This is a genomic window from Mesorhizobium sp. C399B (assembly GCF_030323185.1).
Classification (GTDB): Bacteria; Pseudomonadota; Alphaproteobacteria; order Rhizobiales; family Rhizobiaceae; genus Mesorhizobium.
In genome coordinates, this window is record NZ_CP100472.1 from 3,654,214 (window position 1) to 3,679,922 (window position 25,709).

Sequence of the window (25,709 nt, forward strand, 5' to 3'; positions counted from 1 at the left end):
CGCATAGACCAGAAGGACGCCTGCAATGACTCGAGCCAGCAAGTCCGATAGCAGGCCGCGGCAGATCAAGCTCGGCGCTTTCCTGCCCGGCGGCGGGCAGCATATCGCCGCCTGGCGTCATCCCGATGCGCCGGCCGACGGCGCCACCAATTTCGAGTTCCACAAGCAGCTGGCGCTGACCGCCGAGCGCGGCCTGTTCGACGCCTATTTCCTGGCCGACAACCTGACCGTCGGCCTCGGCGCCCGCGAGGGCGGCAACGCCAAGATCGCCGGCTTCGAGCCGGTGACGCTGTTTGCGGCGCTGGCGCCGCTGACGACGCATCTCGGCTTCATCGCAACGGCGTCCACCACTTATGAGGAGCCTTACACGCTGGCGCGCAAATTCGCTTCGCTCGACCTGTTGTCGAACGGCCGCGCCGGCTGGAACGTGGTGACCTCGGCCGGCGACGAAACGGCACGCAATTTCAACCGCGACGTCCAGCCCAGCCATGCCGAGCGCTATGCCAGGGCGCATGAGCATGTCGAGACGGTCAAGGCGCTGTGGGACAGCTGGGAGGATGACGCCTTCATCCGCGACAAGCAGTCGGGCCGCTTCTACGACAAGGACAGATTGCACGACATCGACCACAAGGGCGAGCATTTCAGCGTCAAGGGTCCGCTCAACGTGCCGCGCCCGGTGCAGGGACATCCGGTTGTCGTACAAGCGGGGCAGTCGGAAGACGGCCGCGGGCTTGCCGCGCACTCGGCCGAGGTCATCTTCACCGCCCATCAGAAGCTCAAGACGGCGCAGGAATTCTACCGCGACATCAAGGCGCGCGTGGCTGAAGTCGGCCGCGATCCCGACCAGGTGCTGATCATGCCGGGCGTCGCGCCCTTCGTCGGCCGCACCGAGGACGAGGCCCGTGCCAAATACCAACAGCTTAACGACCTTATCCTGCCCGAGGACGGTGTCGCCCTGCTCAACGGGCTGGCCGGCCAGACGCTCGACATCAGGGGCTATCCGCTCGACGGCCCGTTGCCGCCGAGCAAGGAAACCGAAGGCATGAAAAGCCGCCAGGCGCTGATCCGGCAGATTGCCGACGAGCACAATTTCAGCATCCGCCAGCTTTACCAATGGGTAGCGACGGCGCGCGGCCACTACACCATCGTCGGCAGCGTCACGCAGGTCGCCGATCAGCTGGAGGAATGGTTCACCAGCGAGGCGGCCGACGGCTTCAACATCCTGCCGCCCTGGCTGCCCGGCGCGCTCGACGATTTCGTCGACCTGGTCATTCCCGAGCTGCAGCGGCGCGGCCTGTTCCGCACGGCTTACGAAGGCCGCACGCTGCGCGAGAATCTTGGCCTCAGGCGCCCGGAAAATCCATGGACCGTCGCCCGCTCGACCGTCCTTGCCGCCGAATGACCTTGGCATCGAAGGGGTGAAGCAATGACGTTGCAGCACATCGATCGGCAAATCACGGTTCGCCGCGGTGGTGGCGAAACCGGGCTCGGCACCGACTTTCTGCGCCTCGGCGGCCGGGCTGCTGTTCGCTTCCTGAAGCGCTACGGCGTGCTTGCCGGCTTCCTAGCGCTCTGGCAGGTGGCGAGCAGCGTCGGATGGGTCAACGCGGCGGTGCTGCCGCCGATCGACATGATCGTCGAAGCGCTCTGGAAGGGGCTTGCCGGCGGCAGCCTGCTCGGCGACATCGCCATCAGCCTGCAGCGCGCCGGCATCGCCTTTGCCGCAGCCGTCGCCGTCGCCATTCCGCTCGGCCTGTTCATGGGCCAGGTGCGCCCGGTCGAAACCGCGCTCGATCCGATCCTGCAGGTGTTCCGGCAGACGTCGGCGCTGGCGCTCTATCCGGTGTTCATCCTGCTCTTGGGACTTGGCGAGACCTCGAAGATCTTCGTCATCTTCTGGGCGACGCTGTTTCCGCTGCTGCTCAATACCACCAGCGGCGTCAAGGAAGTCGATCCCAAGCTGCTTGAAATGGCGCGCGTCTATGGTGCGAGCCGGCTCACCGTGTTTCGCCGCGTCGTACTGCCGGGCGCCGTGCCGTCGATCTTCGTCGGCTTGCGGCTGAGCGCCACCACGGCGCTGCTGCTGCTGATCGCGTCCGAGATGATCGGTGCCAACAAGGGCATCGGCTTCCAGGTGATGAACGCGCAGTACAATTTCCAGATCCCGCTGATGTTTGCGGCAATCGTCATCCTCGCCGGGCTTGGCCTGATCGCCAACCAGGCATTGGTCACCCTGCAGCGGCGGCTCTGTCGCTGGAGCAATCCTGTCAACTGAGCAGTCCGCCCCTCACCGTTTACCTCCAGGAAGGACCCGATCATGAAAATCACCCGCCGTTCGCTGCTTGCCGGCGCGCCGCTTGCCGCCGGCCTCATCGCCGCCGGCCTGCCGCGCATGGCCTTTGCGCAAGCCGCAGCCGTCAAGTTCCGCTACCTCGCCAGCCGTGGCAGCATCTCCCCGCACGAGCTGGCCGACGAGCTTGGCTACTTCAAAGGGCTCGGCGTCGAGCTGGAGAATGTCGGCTATTCCTCGGGTGGACCGGAATCGCTGTTTGCGCTGTCTTCCGGCAGCGTCGACATCGGCTCGGCCGCCACCGCGGCGGTGATCAACTCGATCTCCGGCGGCAACGACTTCGTCGCGGCGTATCCGAGCAACGGCATCAACAAGGATGTGAAGAGCGTCTTCTACGTGCTGGAAGACAGCCCGATCAAATCGATCGCCGACATTGCCGGCAAGACCATCTCGGTCAACACGCTCGGCGCTCATCTCGACTATACGGTGCGTGAGGCCCTGCACAGCGTCGGCCTGCCGCCGACCGCCGCCAACCTCATTGTCGTGCCCGGCCCGCAGCTTGAGCAGACGCTGCGCTCGCGCCAGGTCGACATTGCCGGCCTCGGCTACTGGCAGGCGACCTTTGCCGGCGCGCTGGTCGCCAATGGCGGCGTGCGCGGCGTGTTCGACGACACGCAGGTGCTCGGCGAACTCGCCGGCGGCTTCGTCGTACTCAGGCGCGACTTCATTGCCGCCAACCCGGATGCGGCGCGCAACTTCGTCGAACAGTCGGCGCGCGCCTCGGACTGGTCGCGCCAGAACCCGGACGAAGCCCGCAAGGTGCTGGCCACTATCCTCGACAAGCGCGGTGAAAACGGCGATCTCGCCCGCTACTGGACCGGCTTTGGTCTGCGCGAAGGTGCACAGGCGACCGACCGCGACATCGACTTCTGGGTCGCCGTGCTGGAGCGCGACGGCCGTCTGGCCCAGGGCAAGCTGAAAGCCGCCGACATCCTGTACCGGCCCGGCGAAACCAAGATCAACTGAGCTTTGAAACAGCTGAGAGATAAGATGGCCGGTTCCAACCGTGGCGGAGAGGTCTCGATCCGCGACCTGTCCAAATCCTTCAGCCTCGGCGGGCGCCAGCTTGCCGTGCTGCGGACGCTCAACCTCGACATTCGTTCGGGGGAATGCCTGGTCATTGTCGGCGCCAGCGGCTCCGGCAAGACCACGCTGCTGCGTATTCTGGCCGGGCTGGAGGCGGCCGACAGCGGCGGTGTCGCGATCGACGGCCAGCCGGTGCATGGCGTCGGCGCCGAGCGTGCCGTGATCTTCCAGGAGCCGCGGCTGCTGCCGTGGCTGAGCGTGCTCGGCAATGTCGCGTTCGGCCTCGAAGTGCGCGGTGTTCCCAAGAGGCAGGCCGAGGAACGCGCCCGCTTCTACGTCGCGCTGGTCGGCCTTGCCGAATTCGCCGATGCTTTTCCGAGCCAGCTTTCCGGCGGCATGGCGCAGCGCGTCGGCATCGCCCGGGCGCTCACCGTGCAGCCCGAGATCCTCCTGCTCGACGAGCCGCTGGGGGCGCTGGACGCCATGACCAAGATCGGCATGCAGGAGGAACTGGCGCGCATCTGGAGCGAGGAGAACGTCACCATGGTGATGGTCACCCACGATCTGGAGGAGGCGATCTATCTGGCTGACCGGGTGCTGATCCTGCCCAAGGAGAAAGGCGGCGCGGCGCGGTTGATCGACATCGACCTGCCACGCCCGCGCGAGCGCAGCGAGAGCCGCTTCGTGCGCTATCGCGAAGAACTGCTGCGCGAATTCGGCCTGCATTGATCAAGGGAAGGAGCCCGCCGTGGCTCCCCCGGAAGATTAGCTCTCGCGATTACTGCTTGGTGAACGTGCCCGTATAGGTGCGGTCGGCAAGCCCATAGGTGACGGCCAGCGTTCCGTCCGCTTGAATCACCGCGCTGACGTCCGCGCCATTGGGAAGGCGCCGCAGTTTCAACGTGTTGCCGAAAATCTTGCCTTCGCCGTCGGCCACGCCCGGTTTGTTGTCGCCGACATCGCCCCAGGCATAGGTGGCGGTGACATTGCCGCCGCGCGTAATCGTCAGCACGGCGAGCTTGCCGTCATACATCCCGTCCAACTGTCCGCCCCATATGCCGGAAAACGCGACATATTTGGCTGGGACGCCTTCGCCCGGGGGCATGACCCGCACGGATGGATCGAGGACCGCCGCACCATCCGGAGCAGAGATCGCGGCAGGAGCCATGGGCTGAGGTGCGGGCGCTGGCGGCGGCGATGATGGTTCAGGCGCCGACTGGCAGGCGACAAGCATGAATGCCGCGAAACCGAGCGTCGGAAAGAGACTGTTTGGTGGAGCCAATCGGGATCGAACCGACGACCTCTTGAATGCCATTCATAGGGCCTTTCTTTCGTTCTGTTTCCGTGCGTTGCAGCCAGTGTCCGGGAAGTTATTAGTTTCAACGCAAATCAGCTACGGTGCTTCCGTGAGTGTCGCCGGGTTGTCTATTTTATGGTGCCCTGGCGGTGCCCCGACCCTCCAAGCGGTGCCACAGTATGTCCGAAGGCGCCAAATCAGTCAAAATCACAAAGCGCGTGGTGGGCGCTACGAAGCCGAACGGCACGGACTTCTGTATTCGACAGCGAGCGGATCGGGTTTGGCCTTCGCGTTCGCGCCACCGGCGGCATTTCGTGTTATCTTGCGCTACCGAGCCTGGTCCGGGCGATCTGCGTGACAATTGCCAAGGTTGGCAAGGTGACGGCCACTCACGCGCTCGACGTGACGACTTAGCAGGCGTAGGTCTATGGGAGCCTTGGAGAGCGGTGGCTGGTAAGCCAGGCAGGTAAAGGGACCATCCAACCCGCCGCTCGTTCGTCTATGCTGGCTCATTCCAGCTACTCCAGACCGATTGCCCCCAGCTCAAGCTGGCGGGCTTTTTCGTGCGGCCCAAGAACATCCTTGGAGCGAGGATGTTCAGTCGCACCCGGACGTTCTTCATCGGTCGCCCGTGCTTTTCGCCCTTATTATTTTCTCTGCCGCCGGCGCCACTGTCTGTTGTCGGTGGCGAGGCCGCTATCACCTTCTGAGCGGGCTAGCGAGGGAGTGCCTTCGACGGTGAAGACGATTCCGGCCTCTTCAAACGCTTTGCGGACTGCCGCGATATCGTGAGGACGCGATTTCCTGAATCCGTTCTCGAGACCGCTGATCGCCATTCCGCTAAGGTCGACCTTTGCGGCAAGTCGCACACGCGACCAGTTCAGCAAGGCTCGTGCTGCTAACAGCTAGAATTTCATCGCGACGCCGACGCGGAAGTCGTGCGTCTGAACCGTGTGTTCGAGTGTGCACCCGCCACCGCAATATTCTAGCGATTTCTTGCCAAAGAAGGAGAAATCATACTCTCCGCGCAAAAACACGTTGTGGGTGAGTGCGACGTCTAAACCTGCTCCAACGATGCCGCCTACCAAGGTGGCATCGCGCTCCGCGTCACCACCTGGATAGAACGTCTTCAACTTTGCGGCGGTTACCCCCGCCGTGACGAACGGCATGTACGCTCCCATGTCCATTCCGACTCGACCCTTTACAGAGCCAAACAACCCGGTGGAAGCGTCGAGGACGCCTGGGCCAGGAATGTCGTTGAAGGTGTTCTTCTTGAAGCGATATCCAAGCTCGCCTTCGACGCCGTAGACAATCTTGCCCGACTGGAAGTTATAGCCCGCAAAGCCGCCGATTGTTGCCGAGCCGGGGCTGTGGGTAGCTCCGGCGCCAATGTTCGGCTCATGGATCTTGTAGTGCTCCAGCGTTCCCGCGCCGAAGATACCAGCGTAAGGTCCTTGCCAGGTCCATTCAGGGGTGTCCACAGGAGCAGTAATGGTGTCGGCGGCGATTGCCGGCGCGGTCACCGAAAGCGCGATAAGTGAAGCGAAAAGAAAGGCTTTCATCGGAATCCCCAGCACAATGTCAGGCAACTAGTAGAATATGCCTGCAACTTTGTATGTAGCTAGGAAGCCACACCTGTCGGCAAAGTGCCCGCAGTGGAATCCGTCGACGTGAAACACTGCGGTGCCCCGGAACTAATCACAGTAACAGCGTTAAGCCAGCCGCGATGCTAAATGCATGGAAACATTGCAGACTGTTTGGTGGAGCCAATCGGGATCGAACCGACGACCTCTTGAATGCCATTCAAGCGCTCTCCCAACTGAGCTATGGCCCCACTCCGGCAGTCAGCCGTCGCCGTTGCCGGCGAGAGGTCCGGCGCGGGTTTCAGGACCGCGCCGTTTAGTGCAGGCGGCTTCTAACCCCGCCTTCCCTGAAGATCAAGCCTTCGAGGGCCGCTTTTTCGTCATAGCCCGTCAACGCCGCTAAATGCATGCGTTCGAAGCGTTCTTAGACTTCGTCGTCGTCGTCGCCGACGCCGATCATGTCGGCGACGTCGTCGTCTTCTTCCTCTTCGTCGGCAAGGAAAGTATCGTCCTCATCGTCGCCTAGATCGACATCGTCCTCGTCGTCGCCCAGATCGGGAAGCTCGTCGCCGGCCTTGACGTCTTCGTCGGCCTCTTCAAGCGAGACGACTTCAACGCCTTCTTCTTCCTCGGCGTCCACTTCCTTCTCGGCCACTTCCTCTTCCTCTTCGAGGGCGGCGATCTTGCCGTCCTCGAAATAGGAACGCGGATACGTCTTGCCCGTATAGGGCGAGACGATAGGGTCCTTGTTCAGGTCGTAGAATTTTCGGCCCGTTTCAGGGTCGACACGCTTTGTGCCAAGTTCGTTTTTTGCCACGTCAAGCCTCGTCAGTAAAAGAGTGGTCCCCTTAACCACAGTTTACCGCGCTGTCAAAGCGAAAAGCCGGCGTCACAAAACCAAGCACTGAAAGGCCTCGCGCCAAGCGACGACCATGGGGATGACCATTCGTGCCCGCCGTGATACGAGACCGCCGCAACAAATGAAAAGCGCCGGTGCGCCGGCATTCCGTCCAGGGAAATTCCATGTCTCACGCCGCCGCTGCCAAGCCGGCCACCGCCCGCAAATCATCTGCCCTTTCCGGCACCGCGCGGGTGCCGGGCGACAAGTCGATTTCGCACCGTTCCATGATGTTCGGCGGGCTCGCGTCCGGCGAAACCCGCGTCACCGGCCTGCTCGAAGGCGAGGATGTGATGCGCACGGCTGCCGCCATGAAGGCGATGGGCGCGCATATCGAGAAGCGCGGCGCCGAGTGGGTGATCCGCGGCACCGGCAATGGCGCGCTGCTGCAGCCGGAAGGCCCGCTCGATTTCGGCAATGCCGGCACCGGCTCCCGCCTCACAATGGGCCTTGTCGGCACTTACGACATGGAAACCACCTTCATCGGCGACGCATCGCTGTCGGGACGGCCGATGGGCCGCGTGCTCGAACCCTTGCGCCAGATGGGCGTGCAGGTGCTGAAGGCGACGCCGGGCGACCGCATGCCGATCACGCTGCATGGGCCGAAACACGCCGCACCCATTACCTACCGCGTGCCGATGGCCTCGGCGCAGGTGAAGTCGGCCGTGCTGCTGGCAGGCCTCAACACGCCCGGCATCACCACCGTGATCGAACCGGTGATGACGCGCGATCATACCGAAAAGATGCTTAGGGGATTTGGCGCCAATCTCTCGGTCGAGACCGACGAGCGCGGCGTGCGCCACATCTTCATCGAGGGCCAGGGCAAATTGACGGGGCAGACCATCGCCGTGCCCGGCGACCCCTCCTCGGCCGGCTTCCCGCTGGTCGCGGCACTGATCGTGCCGGGTTCGGACATCGTCATCGAGAACGTGCTGATGAACCCCACCCGCACCGGCCTGCTTCTAACGTTGCAGGAAATGGGCGGCCAGATCGACATCTTGAACCCGCGCAATGCCGGCGGCGAGGATGTTGCCGATCTGCGCGTGCGCTACTCCGAGCTCAAGGGCGTCACCGTGCCGCCCGAGCGGGCGCCGTCGATGATCGACGAATATCCGGTGCTGGCGGTTGCCGCGAGCTTCGCCGAGGGCGAGACGTTGATGCAGGGGCTGGAAGAGCTGCGGGTGAAGGAATCCGACCGACTGGCAGCGGTTGCCAATGGGCTGAAGCTCAACGGCGTCGACTGCACCGAAGGCGAAGCTTCGCTCGCGGTGCGCGGAAAGCCCGGCGGCAAGGGGCTGGGCGGCCATCCCAATAGCCAGGACACGACGGTGCAGACGCATCTCGACCATCGTATCGCCATGAGCTTCCTGGTGATGGGGCTGGCAACGGAAAAGCCGGTAACCATCGACGACGCCGCAATGATCGCGACGAGCTTCCCGGAGTTCATGGGGCTGATGACGGGGCTGGGCGCGGAGATTGGGTGATTTTCCCTGTCTCAATGTGCAGTATTCGTGCATGAGAGTGCAATGTCGGAATCGCGGCAATGATGGGCAGGCAGGTCAATTTCTGGTTGTCAGACAAAGATCAAACTGAGCTTCAGTCCATCGTGCTTTCAAAGGGGGTATTCGCGGTGATCAACAGCCAGTCGAAGACCCCCGCACCCTCGCTGAAAGAAAAATTTGAACGAGTGCACCCGGGCCGTAAGGTCGAGGGCTTTCATCTCGTTCCCAAGGCACTGAGGGAGGAAATTGTTTGGAAGCACAATCCATACAACGATACGTATGATCCCGATCTCAGCCGCTCATCTGTGATACAGTACAACCCATCCCGGACCGAAGGCAGTTCAATTTTTCAGGGCCGATTTTATTTCCAAGCGCGCGACTTCGACGATCTTGGGCAGTTGATAGAGAAGCATGCGGCATTCACCAAGATTGGCGACGCGCTGCTACGCCTGGTGCGGAAAAATCTAAATCATCTGCACAGTGGCTTTTACGCTGGAAATGAAGCTCTGAAGCTGAAAGATGCGGGTTTCCAGTTTCGATCCTGATAGCAGCAAATCTTCGAGGTCGCGAATTGCCGTTCACCATCGCCATCGACGGTCCCGCCGGCGCCGGCAAAGGCACGCTGGCCCGACGTCTGGCCGACCACTACCGCCTCAACCTGCTCGACACCGGCCTCACCTACCGCGCCGTCGCCTATGCGTTGATCCGGCACGCGCTGCCACTCGACAATGTCTCGGCAGCCGAAACCGCCGCACGCCAGGTCGATCTGGCAAAGCTCGACCGTGCGGTGCTGTCGGCGCATGCGGTTGGCGAGGCGGCCTCGAAGGTCGCGATTTACCCTACCGTCCGGCGCATCCTGGTCGAAAAGCAGCGCGATTTCGCCAGGACACCGCCAGGCGCGGTGCTCGACGGGCGCGACATCGGCACGGTCGTGTGCCCTGACGCCGACATAAAGCTCTATGTGACGGCGAGCGCCGAAGTGCGGGCGCAGCGCCGGCTGGCCGAGATCGAAAGCATCGGCGGCACCGCCGATTTCGCCGAAATCCTTGCCGATATTGTGCGCCGCGACGAGCGCGACATGGGCCGCGCCGACTCGCCGCTGAAGCCGGCGGCGGACGCGCACTTGCTTGATACCTCCGAAATGGCTATAGAGGCCGCGTTTCTAGCGGCCAAAGCGATCATCGACGACGCCCTGGCCAAGAGAGACAAAGCCTGATCCAGGGTTTTCCCGCTCCACCGATTGCCGGAAGCGAAGAAAATACCCATATCGGGCACGAACCAGCCTGCCAGCATTCTTCATGCGCCGGAATTGCCGCTTAGGCGGCCCAGGGCTTTTGTAGCCCGGAACGCCGGCAGGCCAACGCAACGCTAACCCACGGCGCCCGTCCCGCTTCAGATGCGGGGCACTCCAGGAGAAAATATGTCAGCTGCAAATCCCACTCGCGACGATTTCGCGAGCCTGCTCGAAGAATCATTTACCACCGGTCACTCCGGCGAAGGTCAGGTCGTCAAGGGCACGATCCTGGCGATCGAAAAAGACATGGCCATCATCGATGTCGGCCTCAAGGTCGAAGGCCGCGTGCCGCTGAAGGAATTCGGCGTCAAGGGCAAGGACTCGACGCTCAAGGTCGGCGACACGGTCGAGGTCATGGTCGAGCGCATCGAAAACGCGCTGGGCGAAGCCGTCCTGTCGCGCGACAAGGCCCGCCGCGAAGAGAGCTGGGTCAAGCTCGAAGAGAAGTTCACCAAGGGTGAGCGCGTCGAAGGCGTCATCTTCAACCAGGTCAAGGGCGGCTTCACCGTCGACCTCGACGGCGCCGTGGCCTTCCTGCCGCGCAGCCAGGTCGATATCCGCCCGATCCGCGATGTCTCTCCGCTGATGCACAACCCGCAGCCCTTCGAGATCCTCAAGATGGATCGCCGCCGCGGCAACATCGTGGTGTCGCGCCGCACCGTGCTCGAGGAAAGCCGCGCCGAACAGCGTTCGGAAATCGTGCAGAACCTCGAAGAAGGCCAGGTTGTCGAAGGCGTCGTCAAGAACATCACCGATTACGGTGCGTTCGTCGACCTCGGCGGCATCGATGGCCTGCTGCATGTCACCGACATGGCATGGCGCCGCGTCAACCACCCGACCGAGATCCTCAACATCGGTCAGACGGTCAAGGTGCAGATCATCCGCATCAACCAGGAAACCCACCGCATCTCGCTCGGCATGAAGCAGCTCGAGAGCGATCCGTGGTCCGAGATCGGCACCAAGTTCCCGATCGGCAAGAAGATCAAGGGTACCGTCACCAACATCACCGACTACGGCGCGTTCGTCGAGCTGGAGCCGGGCATCGAAGGCCTCATCCACGTTTCGGAAATGTCGTGGACCAAGAAGAACGTGCACCCCGGCAAGATCCTGTCGACGACGCAGGAAGTCGACGTGGTCGTGCTCGAGGTCGATCCGGCCAAGCGCCGCATCTCGCTCGGCCTCAAGCAGACGCTCGAGAATCCGTGGCAGGCTTTTGCCGCGAGCCATCCGGTCGGCAGCCAGGTCGAGGGCGAGGTCAAGAACAAGACCGAGTTCGGCCTGTTCATCGGCCTTGAAGGCGACGTGGACGGCATGGTGCACCTCTCGGACCTCGACTGGACCCGTCCGGGCGAGCAGGTCATCGAAGAGTACAATCGCGGCGACATGGTCAAGGCGCAGGTGCTCGACGTCGACATCGACAAGGAGCGCATCTCGCTCGGCATCAAGCAGCTGGCCAAGGATACGGTCGGCGAAGCGGCGACTTCAGGCGAACTGCGCAAGAACGCGGTCGTCACCTGCGAAGTCACCGGCATCAAGGATGGCGGCCTGGAAGTGCGGCTGGTCGACAGCGGCATAGAGACCTTCATCAAGCGCAACGACCTCAGCCGTGACCGTGACGAGCAGCGCCCCGAGCGCTTCTCGGTCGGCCAGAAGCTGGACGCCCGCGTCATCGCCTTCGACAAGAAGACCCGCAAGCTGCAGGTCTCGATCAAGGCGCTGGAAATCGCCGAAGAGAAGGAAGCCGTCGCACAGTACGGCTCTACCGACTCCGGCGCTTCGCTGGGCGACATCCTTGGCGCCGCGCTGAAGAAGCAGGGCAGCTAAGCCGCTTTGCGCGCAGCGCGTAAGCCGCTTCGCGCAAGCGTAAGCCTCGGCTGCGCCTCGCGCGCAGCCTGAACAAGAAAACCCGCGGGCCGCAAGGCTCGCGGGTTTTTCATGCTCGGCTGCGCGATTGGCACTAGACTAAGACTGTGCAACCCCTTCAATTCCACACGCGCGGTTGTAGGCTCGGCCGTCGTTGCAGACGTAAACACGGAAGTCCGGCCCTTCGGGCAACGGAGAAGCATGCGGGATGAAGGTCGTCGAACTCTATCGCTATCCGGTCAAGAGCCTGCGCGGCCATGCCGTGCCGAGCGCCGACATCGAGACAATGGGCATGGAAGGCGACCGCCGCTGGATGGTCGTCGACAAGGATGGGCAGTTCCTCACCATTCGCCAGATACCTGATATGACGACGATCGACGTCGAGCATCGCGGAACGGGCATCCTGTTGAAACATGACAGGCATGGCTCGCACTTCGTCGAGGCTCCGGCTCCCGGCACCGCGCTCCGGCAAGTCAAGATCTGGAAGGATATGGCTGCCGCGCGGCCGGGCGATCCGGCCGCCGGCGCCTATCTCTCGGCTATTCTTGGCCGGCCTGTCGATCTCGTCTATTTCGACGATCCGCAAAACCGGCCGGTCGATGCGGAATTCGGCCAGCCCGGCGATTTCGTCGGCTTTGCCGACGGTTTTCCGCTGCTGATCGCCACGACAGGCTCGCTGAACCATCTGAACAGCCATCTTGCCAGGCCCATCGAGATGGCGCGGTTCCGGCCAAACATCGTCGTCGACGCAGAAGGCGCATGGCCTGAAGACAGCTGGAAGACGATCCGCATCGGCACGGTGGAGTTGCGGATCGCAAAGCCCTGCTCGCGCTGCGTCATCACCACCCGAGATCCGTTGAGCGGCGAGCAGCCGGACCCGCGCGAGCCGTTGCAGACGCTTGGCAAACTCCACCGCTCCGCCAAGGGCGGCATCATCTTCGGCCAGAATGCGATTCCCAACAACGCCGGCGCGATCGCCATCGGCGACGCAGTCGAGGTCGTGGAAGCGGGCGTCTCGAACCTGACGTAGTCGCAGGCCTTCTAATGCCGTGGAGGCGTCGGCGGACGCCATGATTGAATGGCCAACCTCCGCTGTAGACTCAGGCGAGGTCGGCAAAGGCCGCCATCGGAAGCCAAACCAAATGAGTCGCCTGCGCGGCGGAACTTCAGGCGCGGCCGTAAAGTGGCGCCAGCGTTCCGCTCATTGCCAGATTGGCCGGTGATGCCAGATAGGCGATTGCCTCGGCGGCGGCTTCGAGGCTGACCCATTTGCCGAAATCGGCATCCGGCATGTCGGCGCGGTTGGCCGGCGTATCGAGCGTCGAGGGCGCCACCGCGTTGACCAGTATGCCTTTGTGCTTCAGCTCTTCCGCCATCGCCACGGTCATCGCCGCCACTGCCGCTTTGCTCGCGGTATAGGCGACCATGCCGGCGCCTCGGCGCGGGTCGAGCCCGGCGCGTGCCGTGACATTGACGATGCGGCCCGCTGTGTTCGAGCCCAACATGGAGCGCACTGCCGCGCGGCAGCACAGAAAGGCGGTGCGGGCGTTGGTGTCCATCATTTCGGCAAAGGATGCGGATTCGATCTTCTCGACCGGGGCTGCGGCAAAGCCGCCGGCCAGATGGATGGAGGCCCACAATTCGGGGACGCTGTCATAGAAGGCATCGACCTTGGCAGGATCGGCGAGATCGACATTGTGCGCCAGCCGGACGCGATCATGGGCCGCGAAGGGGAAATGCGAGGGGGCCGACGCGTGGGCATTCGGCACATGGCAGATCGCGCCGTCCGCCAGCAATTTGCCGACGACCGCGGCACCCAGCGCCCCGGTGCCACCGGTCACCACGATATGCTTGCCCTGAACTGTTTCCGTCATCCTGGACGCTCCTGTCGTTTCTTATGATTATGTCGCTTGTCGTGCCGCGCCGACGCAGAGCGTCGCGCCTTTTGCACGATCACTCAACCGACATCTCGACATGGCAGTTGTTGCGTCTTTGCATCGCTCGAAGTCGCCGACCGCCCCCTTCTGACCCGCGCATTGACGTAAAGCGCGCGGTCAAGCGTCAGTCGATGGTGATTTCGATGACGTGCGGCAGTCTGGTTGCGCGTGCGCGTTTGAGCGCATCGGCGAGACCGGCAGTACCGGCAAGCCGTTCGGCTGATATGCCGTAGGCCTCGGCCAGCTTGCAGAAATCCGGCGGCGCCGGCGACACGCCGACCGGCTCGACGCCGACATCGAGCATCGACGTTTCGATCTCGCGATAGCATCTGTTGTTCCAGACGACGAAGATGACCGGTGCGGGTGCATCGAGCGCCGCGCCCAGCTCCGGCAAGGTGAACTGGAAGCCGCCGTCGCCGGTGAGGCAGACCACCGGCACGCCGGGCATGGCAAGGGCTGCGCCGATCGCCGCCGGTGGTCCGTAGCCGAGCGCGCCGAAACCGGTGGCGGCATTGAACCAGCCGCCTGGCCGGTCATGGTCGTAGTAAAGGTTGGCGGCGTAGATCGGCTGGGTGGAATCGCCGACGATGATGGCGCCCGGCAGCGCGTCGCGAATGGTTTCCACCGCACGCACCTGCGCGGCATAGGCCGGGCTGAGCTCGGCAAAGGCCGCCTTTCTCGACGCGGCTGCGCGGCTCTCGCCGTCCTTCGCCGCGGCATGATCAGGGTGGAGCGCGCCAAGCAGTGCGCCAAGCGCCTCCGCGCAATCGGCCTGGATGCCGACGCTCACCGGGCGGCGGGCGAGCTGGTCGGCGCCGATATCGATGCGGATCAGATTGGCGGGCAGCACGAAGCCGCCATCGCTGTAACCGTCATAGTCGGTCGGGCCGAATTCGGTGCCGGCGGCGATGACCAGATCGGCGTCTGCCATCAGCGCACGCACCGCCTTCAGGCTGGGGCTGGCCGGCACGCAAAGCGGATGCGCGTGCAGCAGACCGCGCGCATTGGCGGTCTGGACGACAGGTGCGCCGAGCCGCTCGGCCAGGCGCTGCAGTGGCTGTTCGGCGCGCTTGGCGCCGCCACCGGCAAGGATCAGCGGTCGGCGCGCGGCTGCGATCAGTTTGGCTGCCTCGGCAATTGCCGCGCCATCCGGCGCCGGCGGCGCTGCATTGGTGAGCGAAGCAGCGATGCCGTCGGCCGGTTTGACCATGACGTCGGTCGGGATCTCGATATGGACGGGGCCCGGCCGCGACGACGAAAACAGCGCAAAGGCCCGCGCCAGAGCGCCCGGCAATTCGCTGGCCTCGGTGACACGCTGCGAAAACAGCGCCACCTTCTCCATCATGCCGCGCTGGTCCGGCAGTTCGTGCAGGAAGCCCAGCCCCTTGCCCAGCGTCGGCATCGCGTTGACGCCCGAAATCACCAGCATCGGCACCGAATCGGCGCGCGCCTGGCCCATTGCGGTGATGGTGTTGGTCAGCCCCGGTCCGGTGATGACAAAGGCAACGCCCGGCCGGCCGCTGGCACGGGCATAGCCGTCGGCCATGAAGCCGGCGCCCTGTTCGTGACGCGGCGTGACATGGCGTATCTTTGAACGCGCCAGCCCGCGGTAAAGCTCGACAGTGTGGACGCCAGGAATGCCGAAAACGGTGTCGACGCCATGCGCTTCGAGCAGCGTGATCAGCGCTTCGCCGATGGTGGTCATGGCTTCTCTCCCTTTTGCGGCGCGAGGCCGAGCTCGGCCTCTATGGCTTTGACGCCGATCGCCGCCAATTCGCCAGGCGAGAACATCTCTGCGGCCAGACAGCCTTCGATCCAGAGCCCGTCGATGATCGCGTTGATGGCAATGGCATGGCGGCGCAGCTCATTTGCGTTTGGCCTGCGCTGCTCGGCGCCGAGCACTTCGGCAACGACTGCTTCCACCTCGTTGCGAAAGCCAAGATAGCCTTCGCGGTGGGCGCGAGCCAGGCTCGGATCCGCGCCGGCGCGGCCGATGAAGGTTGCCCACAGCGAAAACACGCGTGCATCGATGATCGGGGCGTTGAGGTTGGCGGTAACGAAGGCCGCAAGGCGCTGGCGCGGCGCGGCGTCTTCCATGAGCAATGCTGCCTTCGCCTGCTCGGTCATACGGCCCATCAGCGCCGCGTAGGCTTCCTGCAGCAAGTCTTCCTTGCCGGGGAAATAGTGCCGGATCAGCCCCGCAGTGACGCCGGCGCGCAGTGCGATGGTGCGCAGGCTGGCGCCCTCCAGCCCATGTTCGGCCACGCTGTCCAGGGTCGCGTCGATCAGATCCTGCCGCCGCCGCTCCTCGCCCTCGCGGCGGAACTTGCGGCGCTCATTCATTGCCGCAGGATGGGCCGCGTCAGGCATGTCGGCCCACCTTCGCAGGCGATGCAGAGCGCATCCGCCTCGAAGATTTGAACCGTGCAGCCGGCGGCTTCCATCGCGGCCTTGGTCTTGGGAAAGCCGGCGACGGCAATGACCTTATGCGGGCTGGTCGGCAGCACGTTCAGGCTGAGGCCGTTGGACGCGGCAAACTCTTCGGCGTCGCCTTCCACCAGCCGGATGCCGCGCGCCTTCAGCAACTGATAGAACGGCGCCGGCAAAAGCGGTGAATAGACCAGGGCCAGGTCGTCGGCCAGCGGGCTGATCACCGACATCAGATGCAGGCACGCCTCCTCGCCCTGCCACAGCGGCAGATCGAAGCCGTAGACGGAAATGCCGAGCGGCGTCAGCAGGTTGGAAACCTGCTGTATGCCTTCCTGGTTGGAGCGCACCCCGCGCCCGATTACCAGCGTGTTTTTATCCAGCCATACGCAATCGCCGCCTTCGACCTGGCCGGGAGCCTCGACGCGGCCGAGGATAGGAATACCCAGGCGTGTGTAGGTTTCCTCATGCAGCGATGGCTCCCGGGCGCGCAATGGCTTGCCCATGGACAGGATCAGCGCGCCGCGGTCGGTCATCAGCGACGGGTCGTGGGTGAATACGGAATCCGACAGCCCGTCGGCATTGTCATCGATCCATTCGATTTCGGCGCCGGACGCCGTCACCAGCTCAGCGAGAGCCGCGTGCTGCGCCGCCGCTTTCGCCGGGTCGAAACCCGGGCCATAGTGCCAGATAGCCCGGTCGGCACCGCGCATGGCATTGGCCGCCGACCGCATCAGCACGCGCCGCAACGGCGCCGCCATGGACTGTGATCCGAAAGCGCTCATCGGTGCCCTTTTCAATGCCGTGTTCAGGGTGAAAAAAATGGAAGAAATTTCATCGGAGGCTATTTATACACTTGCACAATAAGGCCGCAAGTGCCGTAATGAGCGGGATTGACGGGCTCGCGCTGTTGGGTCCATGCTGAAGTCTGGAGTGGGCATTACAGCGTATGTTGATTAGCCGGATAGACGTTCGACGATCTGCCGTGGACCCTGTGGCAGAGGTTCCCCGGTGAGCGCGGCGGGAACCGCCAGAGTCCAATCCGGCAAGGCGCAGGACGGCGCTGCCGAGGCCATCCATGTCGAGAACCTGCACAAGAAATTCGGCCATCTGCATGTGCTGAAAGGCGTTTCGCTGTCGGCGCGCGACGGCGAGGTGATCGCCATTATCGGCGGCTCGGGTTCCGGCAAGTCGACGCTGCTGCGCTGCATCAACTGCCTGGAAAACCCGACCAGCGGCATCATCCGCGTCAATGGCGAGGAGATCAAACTCAAGGCCGACAGCCACGGCCACACCGTGCCCGCCGACCGCCGGCAGATCGAACGCATCCGCGCCAAGCTCGGCATGGTGTTCCAGAACTTCAACCTGTGGAGCCACATGACGCTGATCGAGAACGTCATCGAGGTTCCGGTGCATGTTCTGGGCGTCAGGCGCGACGTGGCGATCAGGGAAGCCGAAAAGCTTTTGGCGCGCGTCGGCCTGGCCGAAAAGCGCGACGTCTATCCGGCCTATCTCTCGGGCGGCCAGCAGCAGCGCGCGGCGATCGCCCGCGCCCTGGCCATCAACCCGCGCGTCATGCTGTTCGACGAGCCGACCTCGGCGCTCGACCCGGAGCTGGTCGGCGAGGTGCTGAAGGTGATCGGCGACCTGGCGCGCGAGGGCCGCACCATGGTGCTGGTCACGCATGAAATGAAATTCGCCCGAGAGGTCGCGACCCATGTCGTCTACCTCTGCAACGGGCTGGTCGAGGAAGAGGGGCCGCCGGAGCAGATATTCGGCGCACCGAAATCCGAAAGGCTGAAGCAGTTCATCCGCAACATCGGCTAGGACAAGCCGGGACGGAAGAAAACCGGGAACCAACAACAAACTGGGAGTCGTGACATGAAGACTGTTCTGAAAACATTCGCCGCAGCGCTGCTGCTCGGCGTTGCCGCCATGGGCGTGGCCAAGGCCGATCCGGTCAAGATCGGTGTCGCCGCCGAGCCCTATCCGCCCTTCACCTCGCCGGACGCTTCCGGCAAATGGGTTGGCTGGGAAATCGAGTTCATCGACGCCGTCTGCGCCGAGGAGAAGCTCGACTGCGTCATCACGCCTGTCGCCTGGGACGGCATCATCCCGGCGCTGACGACCAAGAAGATCGACGTCATCGCCAGTTCGATGTCGATCACCGCCGAACGCGAGAAGACCATCGACTTCTCGGATAAGTACTACAACACGCCGACCGCCATCATCGGGCCGAAGGACCAGAAATTCGGCGCCACGCCGGACGATCTCAAGGGCAAAGTGCTCGGCGTGCAGGTGTCGACCACCCATTCGGCCTATGCCAAGAAGCATTTCGGGCCCACGGCCGCCGAGATCAAGGAATACCAGACGCAGGACGAAGCCAACAACGATCTGGCCGCAGGCCGCCTCGACGCCGTCCAGGCGGATTCGATCGCGCTCGACGCATTTCTGAAGTCGGACCAGGGCAAGGCCTGCTGCGATCTGAAGGGCATGGTGGCTCCGGACGATGAAGTGCTCGGACCGGGCGTGGGCGCCGGCGTGCGCAAGGAAGACACCGACCTTAAGGCCAAGATCAACGCCGGCATCAAGGCGATCCGCTCGAACGGCAAATATGACGAGATATCGAAGAAATACTTCGATTTCGACATTTACGGTGGTGGCGGCGCGCAGTCGAACTGACGATCCTCGCATGAGCTGAGGGGCATGGCGCCAACGCCATGCCCCTCCTGCCCGACCTTTCCCAGACATGCTGCCACCGACGCTGCCGTCGGCGGTGGTTGAAGCCAGCAATCCGGGGGCGACGCTGATCGACGCACTTCTTTCGGCCTCGGCGGCCAGCATCATAGAACTTCTCTCGCCCAATCCGCCGGGCTGGGGCGGCACGCTGTTGCTTGGGCTGCTCCATTCGATCGAGATCGCGCTCGGCGCCACGGTCCTTGGTCTCCTGATCGGCACCGGTGGCGCCTTTGGCAAGCTTTACGGCGGGCCGGTCGTACGCGACCTGCTGGCGGTTTACACCACCATCGTGCGCGCCGTGCCCGAACTGGTGCTGATCCTGCTGCTCTATTATGCCGGAACAGACCTGATCAACCAGGCGCTGACCGCAATGGGCTACCAGCGCGTCGACATCAGCGGCCTTGCCGCGGGCATCGCCGTGCTCGGCTTTGTCCAGGGTGCCTATTCGACCGAAGTGATCCGCGGCGCCATCCTGGCCATACCGCAGGGCCAGATCGAAGCCGCCCGTGCCTATGGCATGTCACCCGGGCTCATGCTGCGGCGCATCACCTTGCCGGCGATGCTGCCCTTCGCCATACCCGGGCTCGCCAATCTGTGGCTGATCGCCACCAAGGATACGGCCCTTCTGGCGGTCGTCGGCTTTTACGAGCTGGCGCTGGCGACGCGGCAGGCGGCGGGCGTCACCAAAGCCTATTTCACCTTCTTTTTCGCCGCGGGCGTGCTCTATCTCATCTTGTCGCTGGTCTCCAACCTCCTCATCGGCCGTCTCGAGGCCTGGTCGCGGCGCGGTATGCCGTCGCTCAAGGATGCGCGCTGATGGCCGGAGAAGCGACCATCATCAACGCTGCCGCGCGCACGTCGCTGTGGCTGCAGCCGCATCGCATCGTGCTGATCCTGGTCGCAATCGCGCTGGTTTTCGGTGCCGCCTTTTTCATGCGCTGGGACTGGCTTCCGCAATATTATGAAATGGGACTGATCGGCATCTGGCGCTCGCTGTGGATCCTGGCCGTCACCTGCTTTCTCGGCTTCCTGCTCGCCGTGCCGCTCGGGCTGGCGCAGGCCGCCGGCTCTTTCTGGTTTTCCGCGCCCGCCAGGACATTCTGCACCGTCATCAGGGGCACGCCGCTGCTGATCCAGCTATGGCTGCTCTATTACGGGCTAGGCTCGCTGTTTCCGCAATTTCCCTGGATCCGCGAATCCTGGATGTGGCCGTATCTGAGGCAAGCCTGGCCTTATGGAGTGCTGGCACTGACCTTGTCCTTCGCCGGCTATGAGGGCGAAGTGATGCGCGGCGCCTTTGCCGGCGTGCCGAAGGGGCAGTTAGAGGCGGCCCGCGCTTTCGGCATGAGCCGCTGGAAGATTTTCCGCCGCATCTGGCTGCCGCAGGCCATCTACCGGGCGCTGCCGACGCTGACCGGCGAAACCGTGCTGCAGCTGAAGTCGACGCCGCTGGTGGCGACGATCAGCGTCATCGACATCTTCGCAGTCTCGTCCAAGGTCCGGCAGGACACCTACCTCACCTACGAACCCTTGCTGCTTTTGGCGCTGATCTACATGATCATCACCGGCCTCCTGGTGTTTGCATTCAGCAAGATCGAGGCGCGCATACCGAACAAGGTGGGCTAGGGAATAGTGAGTAGGCAGTAGTGAGTAGTCAGCATATGACCGGGAAACCGCTTGCTTTCGCTACTCCCTACTGACTACTCCCTACTCACTCACCACCAATCGGGTCCGCAACATGCAACTCTCTCTCGATCAGGCAACAGGGCTGTGCCGGATGGCGGCGCTCGGCGCCGGCGCCAATGAGGAGGCGGCGAGGTCGCTCACCGCCTCGATCATTGCCGCCGAGGCGGAAGGGCTTTCGACCGTCGGGCTGACCCATTTCATCGATTACCTCGAAGCGCTGGAAGCCGGCCGCATCGACGGCAATGCCGATCCCGTGATCACCAGGCCGGCGCTCGCCGTCTATCAATCCGATGCGCGTGGCGGCCTCGCCCATACCGGCTTCGACCGCACCATCGATGACCTTGCCAAGGCGGCAAAGCTGTTCGGCGTCGCCATCTTCTCGCAGAAGAACGCTTATACCTGCGGCGCACTAGGCTATTTCACCGGGCGTCTGGCGCAACTGGGATTGGTCTCCTTCGCCGCCACCAACGGGCCGGCGGTGCTGGCAGGCTCGGGCTCGGTCAAGCCGGTCTATTGCACCAACCCGATGTCGTTTGCGGCACCCGCCGCCGATGGCGCGCCGCTGGTCATCGACCAGTCGTCGAGCGCCACGGCGTTCGTCAACATCCGCAAGGCGGCCGAGGACGGCAAGAAGATCCCCGAAGGCTGGGCGCTGGACGCCAGCGGCAACCCGACCACCGATCCGGCCGCGGCCATGAAGGGCGCCATGCTGGCCTTCGGCGGCCAGCGCGGCGCCAACATCGCGCTGATGGTCGAAGTGCTGGCGGCTGGCCTGTCGGGCGCCAACTGGTCGCTCGACGCGCCCTGGTTCTCCGGCGGACCGGACAGCCCGGGAACCGGCCTGTTCGTGCTCGCCGTCGAGCCCAAGCTGCTCGACCCGGATTTCGAGCAACGCATGAAGGACCAGCTCGACCGGCTGCGCCGGCGCTTTGGCGTGCACGTTCCGGGCCGGGCGCGGGCCGAAGCGGCCGAGAAGGCGCAGGCGCGCGGCATCAATGCCCCCAAAGCCGTGGTGCAGCGCATTTCCGAGTTCGCCGAGCGCTATTCGGGCTGAAGCGGTCCTGCGACAACGAATTTTTACGCGACCTGACTGAACCTTTCTACCGATCGCAACGACCAATAGCTGCCGGGTCGGGTTTGCCCGGTCGGTGTCTTCTGTCGGATGCGTTTAGGGCCCGGGCGGGCGTATGCCGTCTCAGGTTATCCGCCCCGTTGCGCTCTGTCTCGACCGTTGCGTCACCCGGAAAACCCCGCTTCGGCGGGGTTTTCTGCGTTCGTGCTCTGTGTGCTAAAACATGTGGCGGAAGTTAACTTTTGTTAACTTGACTTGCCGGAACCATCGGGCGTTTGCAAGGGATCGTCACAAAAACAGGAGCTACGATTTCCGCAACCACCGACGCTTCCCGCGGCAAACTTATCGTTCCGGTGTTTGGCCGCCTGTATTCGTCGCTGCATGATGGCGCCGAAACCCTTCTGCGCGTCGTCGCCGGCGGGTTTCACCATTCACGGCTCGCAGAAGATCGCCAACCCTTTCGGCGCCGCCGAGATGGTCGAAGGCCTCGGCTTCTATCCCGGCGCGTTCTGGTCGTTGCTTTGTCCTGCACCGAATTCTTCGGCGGCATTCTGATCGCCATCGGCCTGTTGACTCGGCCCGCCGCCTTTGCCGGCATGATCGTGCTGCTGGTCACCGTCTGGTTCCACTGGATCACTGCCGGCCAGGGCTTTTCCGGCGCTGAAAAGTCGCTTCTATGGGCGGCGATCCTGCTGTTCTTCGTTATCCGCGGCGGCAACCGCCAGTCGGTCGACGCGCGCATCGGCAAGGCGTTCTGAAGGGTCTATAAGAGGGTGGCAGCGACGACGCGTCACCCTTTGCCTTTGGCCCAAAACGGACTATGAAACGGCTTCAGCCAAGCTTTCGAGCGCCGGAGCCAGCCATGACCGAAATCCTGCAGATCCCCAAGCTCGTGGTCGTCTTCGGCGGCTCCGGCTTCGTCGGCCGCCACATCGTGCGGGCGCTGGCCAAGCGCGGCTACCGCATCAGGGTGGCGGTGCGCCGGCCCGATCTGGCGGGACATCTGCAGCCGCTCGGCAATGTCGGCCAGATCCAGCCGGTGCAGGCCAATGTGCGCGTGCGCTGGTCGGTCGACCGCGCCGTGCAGGGCGCCGACCATGTCATCAATCTGGTCGCCATCCCGCATGAAAGCGGCCGGCAGAAATTCAACACCGTGCACGAATTCGGCGCCCGCGCCGTCGCCGAAGCCGCACGCTCGGTCGGCGCAGGGCTCACCCACATCTCGGCGCTGGGCGCCGACCTCAACGCCGAATCCGACTATGCCCGCACCAAGGCGCTCGGCGAAAAGGCCGTCCTGGAGACGATCCCGGACGCCGTCATCTTCCGTCCGTCGATCAATTTCGGACCCGAGGACAGTTTCTTCAACCGCTTCGCCGACATGGCGCGCTATTCGCCGGTGCTGCCGCTGATCGGCGGCGGCCAGACCAAGTTCCAGCCGGTCTATGTCGGCGATGTCGCCGAAGCGGTGGCGCGTTCGGTCGAGGGCAAGATCAAGGGCGGCCAGATCTATGAACTCGGCGGGCCGCAAGTGCTCACCTTCAAGCAGTGCATGGAAGAGCTGCTGACCGTCATCGAGCGCAAGCGGCTCCTGGTACCGGTGCCGTGGTGGATGGCCAATCTGCAGGCCTCGATCCTCGGCCTGCTGCCCAACCCGTTGCTGACCAAGGACCAGGTGCTGCTGCTGCGCCAGCCCAACATCGTGTCGGAGGAGGCCAACAAGGCCAACCGGAACCTTGCCGGCCTCGATATCCAGCCGCAGTCTATCGGCACCATCCTGCCCAGCTATCTCTGGCGCTTCCGCGCCGCAGGCCAGTTCCAGCGCAAGCCCGCCGGCATCGCGTAACAAGGCGTTGCGCCGTTAAACGCGCCGCGTGACCTGCATCGGCAGGCCGCCCTGCGGCTGTGTCGTCAGTTTCTGCACCGGCCACGGCTTGGTCTCGGCGGTCACATCGAAGCGGAAGCGCGACAGCATGATGGCCAGCGCAATGATCGCCTCCTGCATGGCGAAGCTGGCGCCGATGCAGATGCGCGGACCGGCGCCGAACGGCAGATACTGGAAGCGGTCGATCTTCTCGCGGTTTCCCGGATGGAAGCGTTCGGGCATGAAGGCGTCGGGCATGTCCCACAGTTTTCTGTGGCGGTGGACGACCCAAGGCATCACCAGTACGGCCGCGCGCTTGGGGAGCACCAGATCGTTCCAGGTCTCCGTCTCGATCGGCTCGCGGTTGATCGACGGCGCCGGCGGATAAAGCCGCAGCGCCTCCTCGAAGGCGGCGCGGGTGAACGGCATTGCGTCGAGCCATTTCGTTGGGTCGGGTTCGCGCGCCAGCACGGCCTCGATCTCGCGCTCGACCTTTTCACGCTCCCACGGCGCTTCGGCGAGGCAGTAGATCGTCCAGCCCAGTGCCCGCGCGGTGGTCTCGTGGCCGGCGCCGATGAAGGTGATGATGTTGTCCTCGACTTCCGCCCGCGTCAGCCCGTCGGGGCCTTCGGCGCGCAGCAGAAGCGTCAGGAAATCCTGCGGCGCGGTGTCGGGGTCGCGCTTCAGCCGCTCCTCGCGCATCTTGACCGTATCGGTGACGATCTTGCGGAAATACGCCATGGTCTTGCGGCCGCGGATGCGGGTCAGCCGCGGCAGCCATTCGGGCGCGCGCAACAGGTCGAGCGGATCGACGCGGCCCATGGTCTCGAACAGGCGGTCGATCTCCTGCGCGAAACTGCCGGGCTCGCCCGCAATCTCGCCCGAAAACAGCGTCTCGGCCAGGATATCGTAGGTGAGCAGCGTCATGTCATGGGCGACATCGGTCATGCCGCCTTCGTCATAGCGGGCGACGAACTGCATCGTGCGGCGCAGCATCGGCTCGGCGAAGCCGAAGATATGCCGCGGCGTGAACACCGGCGCCATCGCTTTGCGCGAGCGCTTCCACACCTCGCCTTCGGCGGTCAACAGCCCGTCGCGCAAGATCGGTCGCAGGATCATCTGGCGCACCGTCGCCATCTTGTAGTTCTTGGCGTTGTCGATCAGCACGTGGCGGATAAGGCCGGGATCGTTGGCGACGATCAGATGCCCGCCGACGCCATTCGCCGAAATCCAGGGCTCGTTGTAGGTGTGCTCGCCCCACAGTTCGAGCGGATTGCGGTAGACGATCCGCATCATCTCCAGCGTCGAAGGCGGCGTCGTGCGCGGCTTGGGCGCCGGCGGCACGAAGGGGACGGGCTGCGTGTCCATGAGGTGCTCCGCTGATAGCTCAGATGTAGTGGCTGGCAATCCGGGCGTCCATGTGACCGAACGGCAAACTGAAACGCTGCAGCGCCCGGTGTGCCCGACAGACGGTGTGTTCATCGGATCGTGACCGCCGGTGAAACGGTTGCGGCTTGTCCGGTTGGACACTCTGCCATAGGTGACAGTTACCAACAGCTACTGCCAATCGCCCAGGAGAGTCCGCTTGAAGCACAAGCTGAACATCATAATCGGCAGCACGCGGCCGGGCCGCGCCGGGCCGGTCTTCGCCCACTGGCTGGAGGATTTTGCCCGCGAGCACGGCAAATTCGAACCGGTGCTGACCGACATTGCCACGTTCCATCTGCCGGTTCTGGACGAGCCGCATCACCCCAGGCTCGGCAATTACCAGAACGACCACACCAAAGCCTGGTCGAAGGTCATTGATGCCGCCGACGCCTTCGTGTTCGTGGCGCCGGAGTACAATTATTTCGTGGCGCCTGCGATCGTCAACGCCATCGACTACCTTGCGCGCGAATGGAAATACAAGCCAGCCGCCATCTTCAGCTATGGCGGCATTTCCGGAGGCCTGCGCGCCGCGCAGGCGCTGAAGCCGCTGCTGACCGCGGTGGGCGTCATGCCCATCTCGGAAGGCGTCGCGCTGCCGATGTATCAGAAACTGCTGGAGAGCGACGGCTCCTTCCAGGCTAGTGAGCAGGTAGAGGGTGGGACCAAGACCATGCTGGACGAGCTCTCGCGCTGGAGCGGGGCGCTGAAGCCGATGCGGGCTACGTAACGCAGCCGGCCCCGGCTTG

Annotated in this window: 24 protein-coding genes, 1 tRNA gene and 1 pseudogene; 17 read left to right on the forward strand and 9 right to left on the reverse strand. The window is 63.8% G+C overall.

The window, feature by feature from the left end:
- The first annotated feature begins 25 nt into the window (after window positions 1-25).
- The 4 genes from NLY36_RS17640 to NLY36_RS17655 are packed head-to-tail and all read left to right on the forward strand — an operon-like array spanning window position 26 to window position 4,105.
- Window positions 26-1,402: an LLM class flavin-dependent oxidoreductase gene (locus NLY36_RS17640; protein ID WP_023695915.1), complete on the forward strand. Its 1,377-nt coding sequence runs from the start codon at window positions 26-28 to the stop codon at window positions 1,400-1,402.
- 24 nt (window positions 1,403-1,426) lie between these two features.
- The gene (locus tag NLY36_RS17645) at window positions 1,427-2,275 is read left to right on the forward strand and encodes an ABC transporter permease (RefSeq protein WP_023695916.1); all 849 of its coding nucleotides are present in this window, start codon (window positions 1,427-1,429) and stop codon (window positions 2,273-2,275) included.
- 42 nt (window positions 2,276-2,317) lie between these two features.
- The gene (locus NLY36_RS17650) at window positions 2,318-3,316 is read left to right on the forward strand and encodes an ABC transporter substrate-binding protein (protein WP_023695917.1); all 999 of its coding nucleotides are present in this window, start codon (window positions 2,318-2,320) and stop codon (window positions 3,314-3,316) included.
- A 24-nt stretch (window positions 3,317-3,340) separates the two neighbouring features.
- The gene (locus NLY36_RS17655) at window positions 3,341-4,105 is read left to right on the forward strand and encodes an ABC transporter ATP-binding protein (RefSeq protein ID WP_023671311.1); all 765 of its coding nucleotides are present in this window, start codon (window positions 3,341-3,343) and stop codon (window positions 4,103-4,105) included.
- Between the two features lie 49 nt (window positions 4,106-4,154).
- On the opposite strand, the gene NLY36_RS17660 is transcribed toward NLY36_RS17655, so the two are convergent.
- From NLY36_RS17660 to NLY36_RS17675, 4 genes are all read right to left on the reverse strand, one after another.
- Window positions 4,155-4,490: a hypothetical protein gene (locus NLY36_RS17660; RefSeq protein WP_245260320.1), complete on the reverse strand. Its 336-nt coding sequence runs from the start codon at window positions 4,488-4,490 to the stop codon at window positions 4,155-4,157.
- Window positions 4,491-5,578: 1,088 nt separating this feature from the next.
- Window positions 5,579-6,235, reverse strand: a complete 657-nt coding sequence (locus NLY36_RS17665) for an outer membrane protein (RefSeq protein ID WP_023688264.1) — start codon at window positions 6,233-6,235, stop codon at window positions 5,579-5,581.
- A gap of 196 nt (window positions 6,236-6,431) precedes the next feature.
- Window positions 6,432-6,507: transfer RNA gene (locus NLY36_RS17670), tRNA-Ala, on the reverse strand.
- Window positions 6,508-6,680: 173 nt separating this feature from the next.
- Window positions 6,681-7,073 carry a TIGR02300 family protein gene (locus tag NLY36_RS17675; protein WP_023683538.1) on the reverse strand — a complete coding sequence of 131 codons (393 nt, stop codon included), beginning with the start codon at window positions 7,071-7,073 and terminating at the stop codon, window positions 6,681-6,683.
- Window positions 7,074-7,279: 206 nt separating this feature from the next.
- Here NLY36_RS17675 and aroA point away from each other — a divergent pair, with 206 nt between their 5' ends.
- The 5 genes from aroA (at window position 7,280) to NLY36_RS17700 (ending at window position 12,843) form a co-directional block, all read left to right on the forward strand.
- Window positions 7,280-8,638 (forward strand): 3-phosphoshikimate 1-carboxyvinyltransferase, encoded by a 1,359-nt coding sequence (gene aroA, locus NLY36_RS17680; protein WP_023695918.1) that lies wholly within the window; start codon window positions 7,280-7,282, stop codon window positions 8,636-8,638.
- Window positions 8,639-8,697: 59 nt separating this feature from the next.
- Entirely contained in the window at window positions 8,698-9,201 is a 504-nt protein-coding gene (locus NLY36_RS17685) for a hypothetical protein (RefSeq protein ID WP_023695919.1), read from the forward strand.
- A 26-nt stretch (window positions 9,202-9,227) separates the two neighbouring features.
- Window positions 9,228-9,872 (forward strand): (d)CMP kinase, encoded by a 645-nt coding sequence (gene cmk / locus NLY36_RS17690; RefSeq protein WP_031201346.1) that lies wholly within the window; start codon window positions 9,228-9,230, stop codon window positions 9,870-9,872.
- A gap of 204 nt (window positions 9,873-10,076) precedes the next feature.
- Window positions 10,077-11,774 carry a 30S ribosomal protein S1 gene (rpsA, locus tag NLY36_RS17695; RefSeq protein WP_023671316.1) on the forward strand — a complete coding sequence of 566 codons (1,698 nt, stop codon included), beginning with the start codon at window positions 10,077-10,079 and terminating at the stop codon, window positions 11,772-11,774.
- A 247-nt stretch (window positions 11,775-12,021) separates the two neighbouring features.
- Entirely contained in the window at window positions 12,022-12,843 is an 822-nt protein-coding gene (locus NLY36_RS17700) for an MOSC domain-containing protein (protein ID WP_023689216.1), read from the forward strand.
- Window positions 12,844-12,979: 136 nt separating this feature from the next.
- On the opposite strand, the gene NLY36_RS17705 is transcribed toward NLY36_RS17700, so the two are convergent.
- The 4 genes from NLY36_RS17705 to NLY36_RS17720 all read right to left on the reverse strand — a co-directional run bounded on the left by NLY36_RS17705 (window position 12,980) and on the right by NLY36_RS17720 (window position 16,962).
- Window positions 12,980-13,687 carry an SDR family NAD(P)-dependent oxidoreductase gene (locus NLY36_RS17705; protein ID WP_023671318.1) on the reverse strand — a complete coding sequence of 236 codons (708 nt, stop codon included), beginning with the start codon at window positions 13,685-13,687 and terminating at the stop codon, window positions 12,980-12,982.
- Between the two features lie 187 nt (window positions 13,688-13,874).
- A complete protein-coding gene (locus tag NLY36_RS17710) occupies window positions 13,875-15,455 on the reverse strand; it encodes a 5-guanidino-2-oxopentanoate decarboxylase (protein WP_023736887.1) in 1,581 nt (526 codons plus the stop codon).
- Window positions 15,452-16,120 carry a TetR family transcriptional regulator C-terminal domain-containing protein gene (locus tag NLY36_RS17715; RefSeq protein ID WP_023725953.1) on the reverse strand — a complete coding sequence of 223 codons (669 nt, stop codon included), beginning with the start codon at window positions 16,118-16,120 and terminating at the stop codon, window positions 15,452-15,454. The genes NLY36_RS17710 and NLY36_RS17715 overlap by 4 nt, the downstream gene beginning before the upstream one ends.
- Window positions 16,090-16,962, reverse strand: coding sequence for a dimethylarginine dimethylaminohydrolase family protein (locus NLY36_RS17720; protein ID WP_023736886.1), 873 nt, complete (start codon window positions 16,960-16,962; stop codon window positions 16,090-16,092). Before NLY36_RS17720 ends, NLY36_RS17715 begins: the two co-directional genes overlap by 31 nt.
- Window positions 16,963-17,188: 226 nt before the next feature.
- Between NLY36_RS17720 and NLY36_RS17725 the strand changes: the two genes are divergently transcribed.
- From NLY36_RS17725 to NLY36_RS17755, 7 genes and pseudogenes are all read left to right on the forward strand, one after another.
- Window positions 17,189-18,004, forward strand: coding sequence for an ABC transporter ATP-binding protein (locus NLY36_RS17725; protein ID WP_023736885.1), 816 nt, complete (start codon window positions 17,189-17,191; stop codon window positions 18,002-18,004).
- A gap of 54 nt (window positions 18,005-18,058) precedes the next feature.
- The gene (locus NLY36_RS17730) at window positions 18,059-18,859 is read left to right on the forward strand and encodes a transporter substrate-binding domain-containing protein (protein WP_023671323.1); all 801 of its coding nucleotides are present in this window, start codon (window positions 18,059-18,061) and stop codon (window positions 18,857-18,859) included.
- A gap of 208 nt (window positions 18,860-19,067) precedes the next feature.
- Entirely contained in the window at window positions 19,068-19,733 is a 666-nt protein-coding gene (locus NLY36_RS17735) for an ABC transporter permease (protein ID WP_032891566.1), read from the forward strand.
- Window positions 19,733-20,542 (forward strand): ABC transporter permease, encoded by an 810-nt coding sequence (locus NLY36_RS17740; protein WP_023703668.1) that lies wholly within the window; start codon window positions 19,733-19,735, stop codon window positions 20,540-20,542. Before NLY36_RS17735 ends, NLY36_RS17740 begins: the two co-directional genes overlap by 1 nt.
- Window positions 20,543-20,654: 112 nt before the next feature.
- Window positions 20,655-21,656 (forward strand): Ldh family oxidoreductase, encoded by a 1,002-nt coding sequence (locus tag NLY36_RS17745; RefSeq protein WP_023689222.1) that lies wholly within the window; start codon window positions 20,655-20,657, stop codon window positions 21,654-21,656.
- 326 nt (window positions 21,657-21,982) lie between these two features.
- Window positions 21,983-22,432: pseudogene (locus NLY36_RS17750) on the forward strand (DoxX family protein).
- 104 nt (window positions 22,433-22,536) lie between these two features.
- Window positions 22,537-23,517, forward strand: coding sequence for a complex I NDUFA9 subunit family protein (locus NLY36_RS17755; RefSeq protein ID WP_023693143.1), 981 nt, complete (start codon window positions 22,537-22,539; stop codon window positions 23,515-23,517).
- A gap of 15 nt (window positions 23,518-23,532) precedes the next feature.
- On the opposite strand, the gene NLY36_RS17760 is transcribed toward NLY36_RS17755, so the two are convergent.
- Entirely contained in the window at window positions 23,533-24,903 is a 1,371-nt protein-coding gene (locus tag NLY36_RS17760) for a cytochrome P450 (protein WP_023736883.1), read from the reverse strand.
- Between the two features lie 217 nt (window positions 24,904-25,120).
- Between NLY36_RS17760 and NLY36_RS17765 the strand changes: the two genes are divergently transcribed.
- Window positions 25,121-25,690 carry an NADPH-dependent FMN reductase gene (locus NLY36_RS17765; RefSeq protein WP_023683526.1) on the forward strand — a complete coding sequence of 190 codons (570 nt, stop codon included), beginning with the start codon at window positions 25,121-25,123 and terminating at the stop codon, window positions 25,688-25,690.
- Window positions 25,691-25,709: the final 19 nt, after the last annotated feature.

Bases quoted from the DNA above. Each gene is read 5' to 3' on its own strand.
- NLY36_RS17755 (WP_023693143.1), top strand. From the start codon at position 22,537: ATGACCGAAATCCTGCAGATCCCCAAGCTCGTGGTCGTCTTCGGCGGC.
- NLY36_RS17760 (WP_023736883.1), bottom strand. From the start codon at position 24,903: ATGGACACGCAGCCCGTCCCCTTCGTGCCGCCGGCGCCCAAGCCGCGC.
- NLY36_RS17715 (WP_023725953.1), bottom strand. From the start codon at position 16,120: ATGCCTGACGCGGCCCATCCTGCGGCAATGAATGAGCGCCGCAAGTTC.
- NLY36_RS17685 (WP_023695919.1), top strand. From the start codon at position 8,698: ATGATGGGCAGGCAGGTCAATTTCTGGTTGTCAGACAAAGATCAAACT.
- NLY36_RS17730 (WP_023671323.1), top strand. From the start codon at position 18,059: ATGAAGACTGTTCTGAAAACATTCGCCGCAGCGCTGCTGCTCGGCGTT.
- NLY36_RS17655 (WP_023671311.1), top strand. From the start codon at position 3,341: ATGGCCGGTTCCAACCGTGGCGGAGAGGTCTCGATCCGCGACCTGTCC.
- aroA (WP_023695918.1), top strand. From the start codon at position 7,280: ATGTCTCACGCCGCCGCTGCCAAGCCGGCCACCGCCCGCAAATCATCT.
- NLY36_RS17745 (WP_023689222.1), top strand. From the start codon at position 20,655: ATGCAACTCTCTCTCGATCAGGCAACAGGGCTGTGCCGGATGGCGGCG.
- rpsA (WP_023671316.1), top strand. From the start codon at position 10,077: ATGTCAGCTGCAAATCCCACTCGCGACGATTTCGCGAGCCTGCTCGAA.
- NLY36_RS17740 (WP_023703668.1), top strand. From the start codon at position 19,733: ATGGCCGGAGAAGCGACCATCATCAACGCTGCCGCGCGCACGTCGCTG.
- NLY36_RS17650 (WP_023695917.1), top strand. From the start codon at position 2,318: ATGAAAATCACCCGCCGTTCGCTGCTTGCCGGCGCGCCGCTTGCCGCC.
- NLY36_RS17705 (WP_023671318.1), bottom strand. From the start codon at position 13,687: ATGACGGAAACAGTTCAGGGCAAGCATATCGTGGTGACCGGTGGCACC.
- NLY36_RS17710 (WP_023736887.1), bottom strand. From the start codon at position 15,455: ATGACCACCATCGGCGAAGCGCTGATCACGCTGCTCGAAGCGCATGGC.
- NLY36_RS17720 (WP_023736886.1), bottom strand. From the start codon at position 16,962: ATGAGCGCTTTCGGATCACAGTCCATGGCGGCGCCGTTGCGGCGCGTG.
- NLY36_RS17700 (WP_023689216.1), top strand. From the start codon at position 12,022: ATGAAGGTCGTCGAACTCTATCGCTATCCGGTCAAGAGCCTGCGCGGC.
- NLY36_RS17640 (WP_023695915.1), top strand. From the start codon at position 26: ATGACTCGAGCCAGCAAGTCCGATAGCAGGCCGCGGCAGATCAAGCTC.
- NLY36_RS17665 (WP_023688264.1), bottom strand. From the start codon at position 6,235: ATGAAAGCCTTTCTTTTCGCTTCACTTATCGCGCTTTCGGTGACCGCG.
- NLY36_RS17645 (WP_023695916.1), top strand. From the start codon at position 1,427: ATGACGTTGCAGCACATCGATCGGCAAATCACGGTTCGCCGCGGTGGT.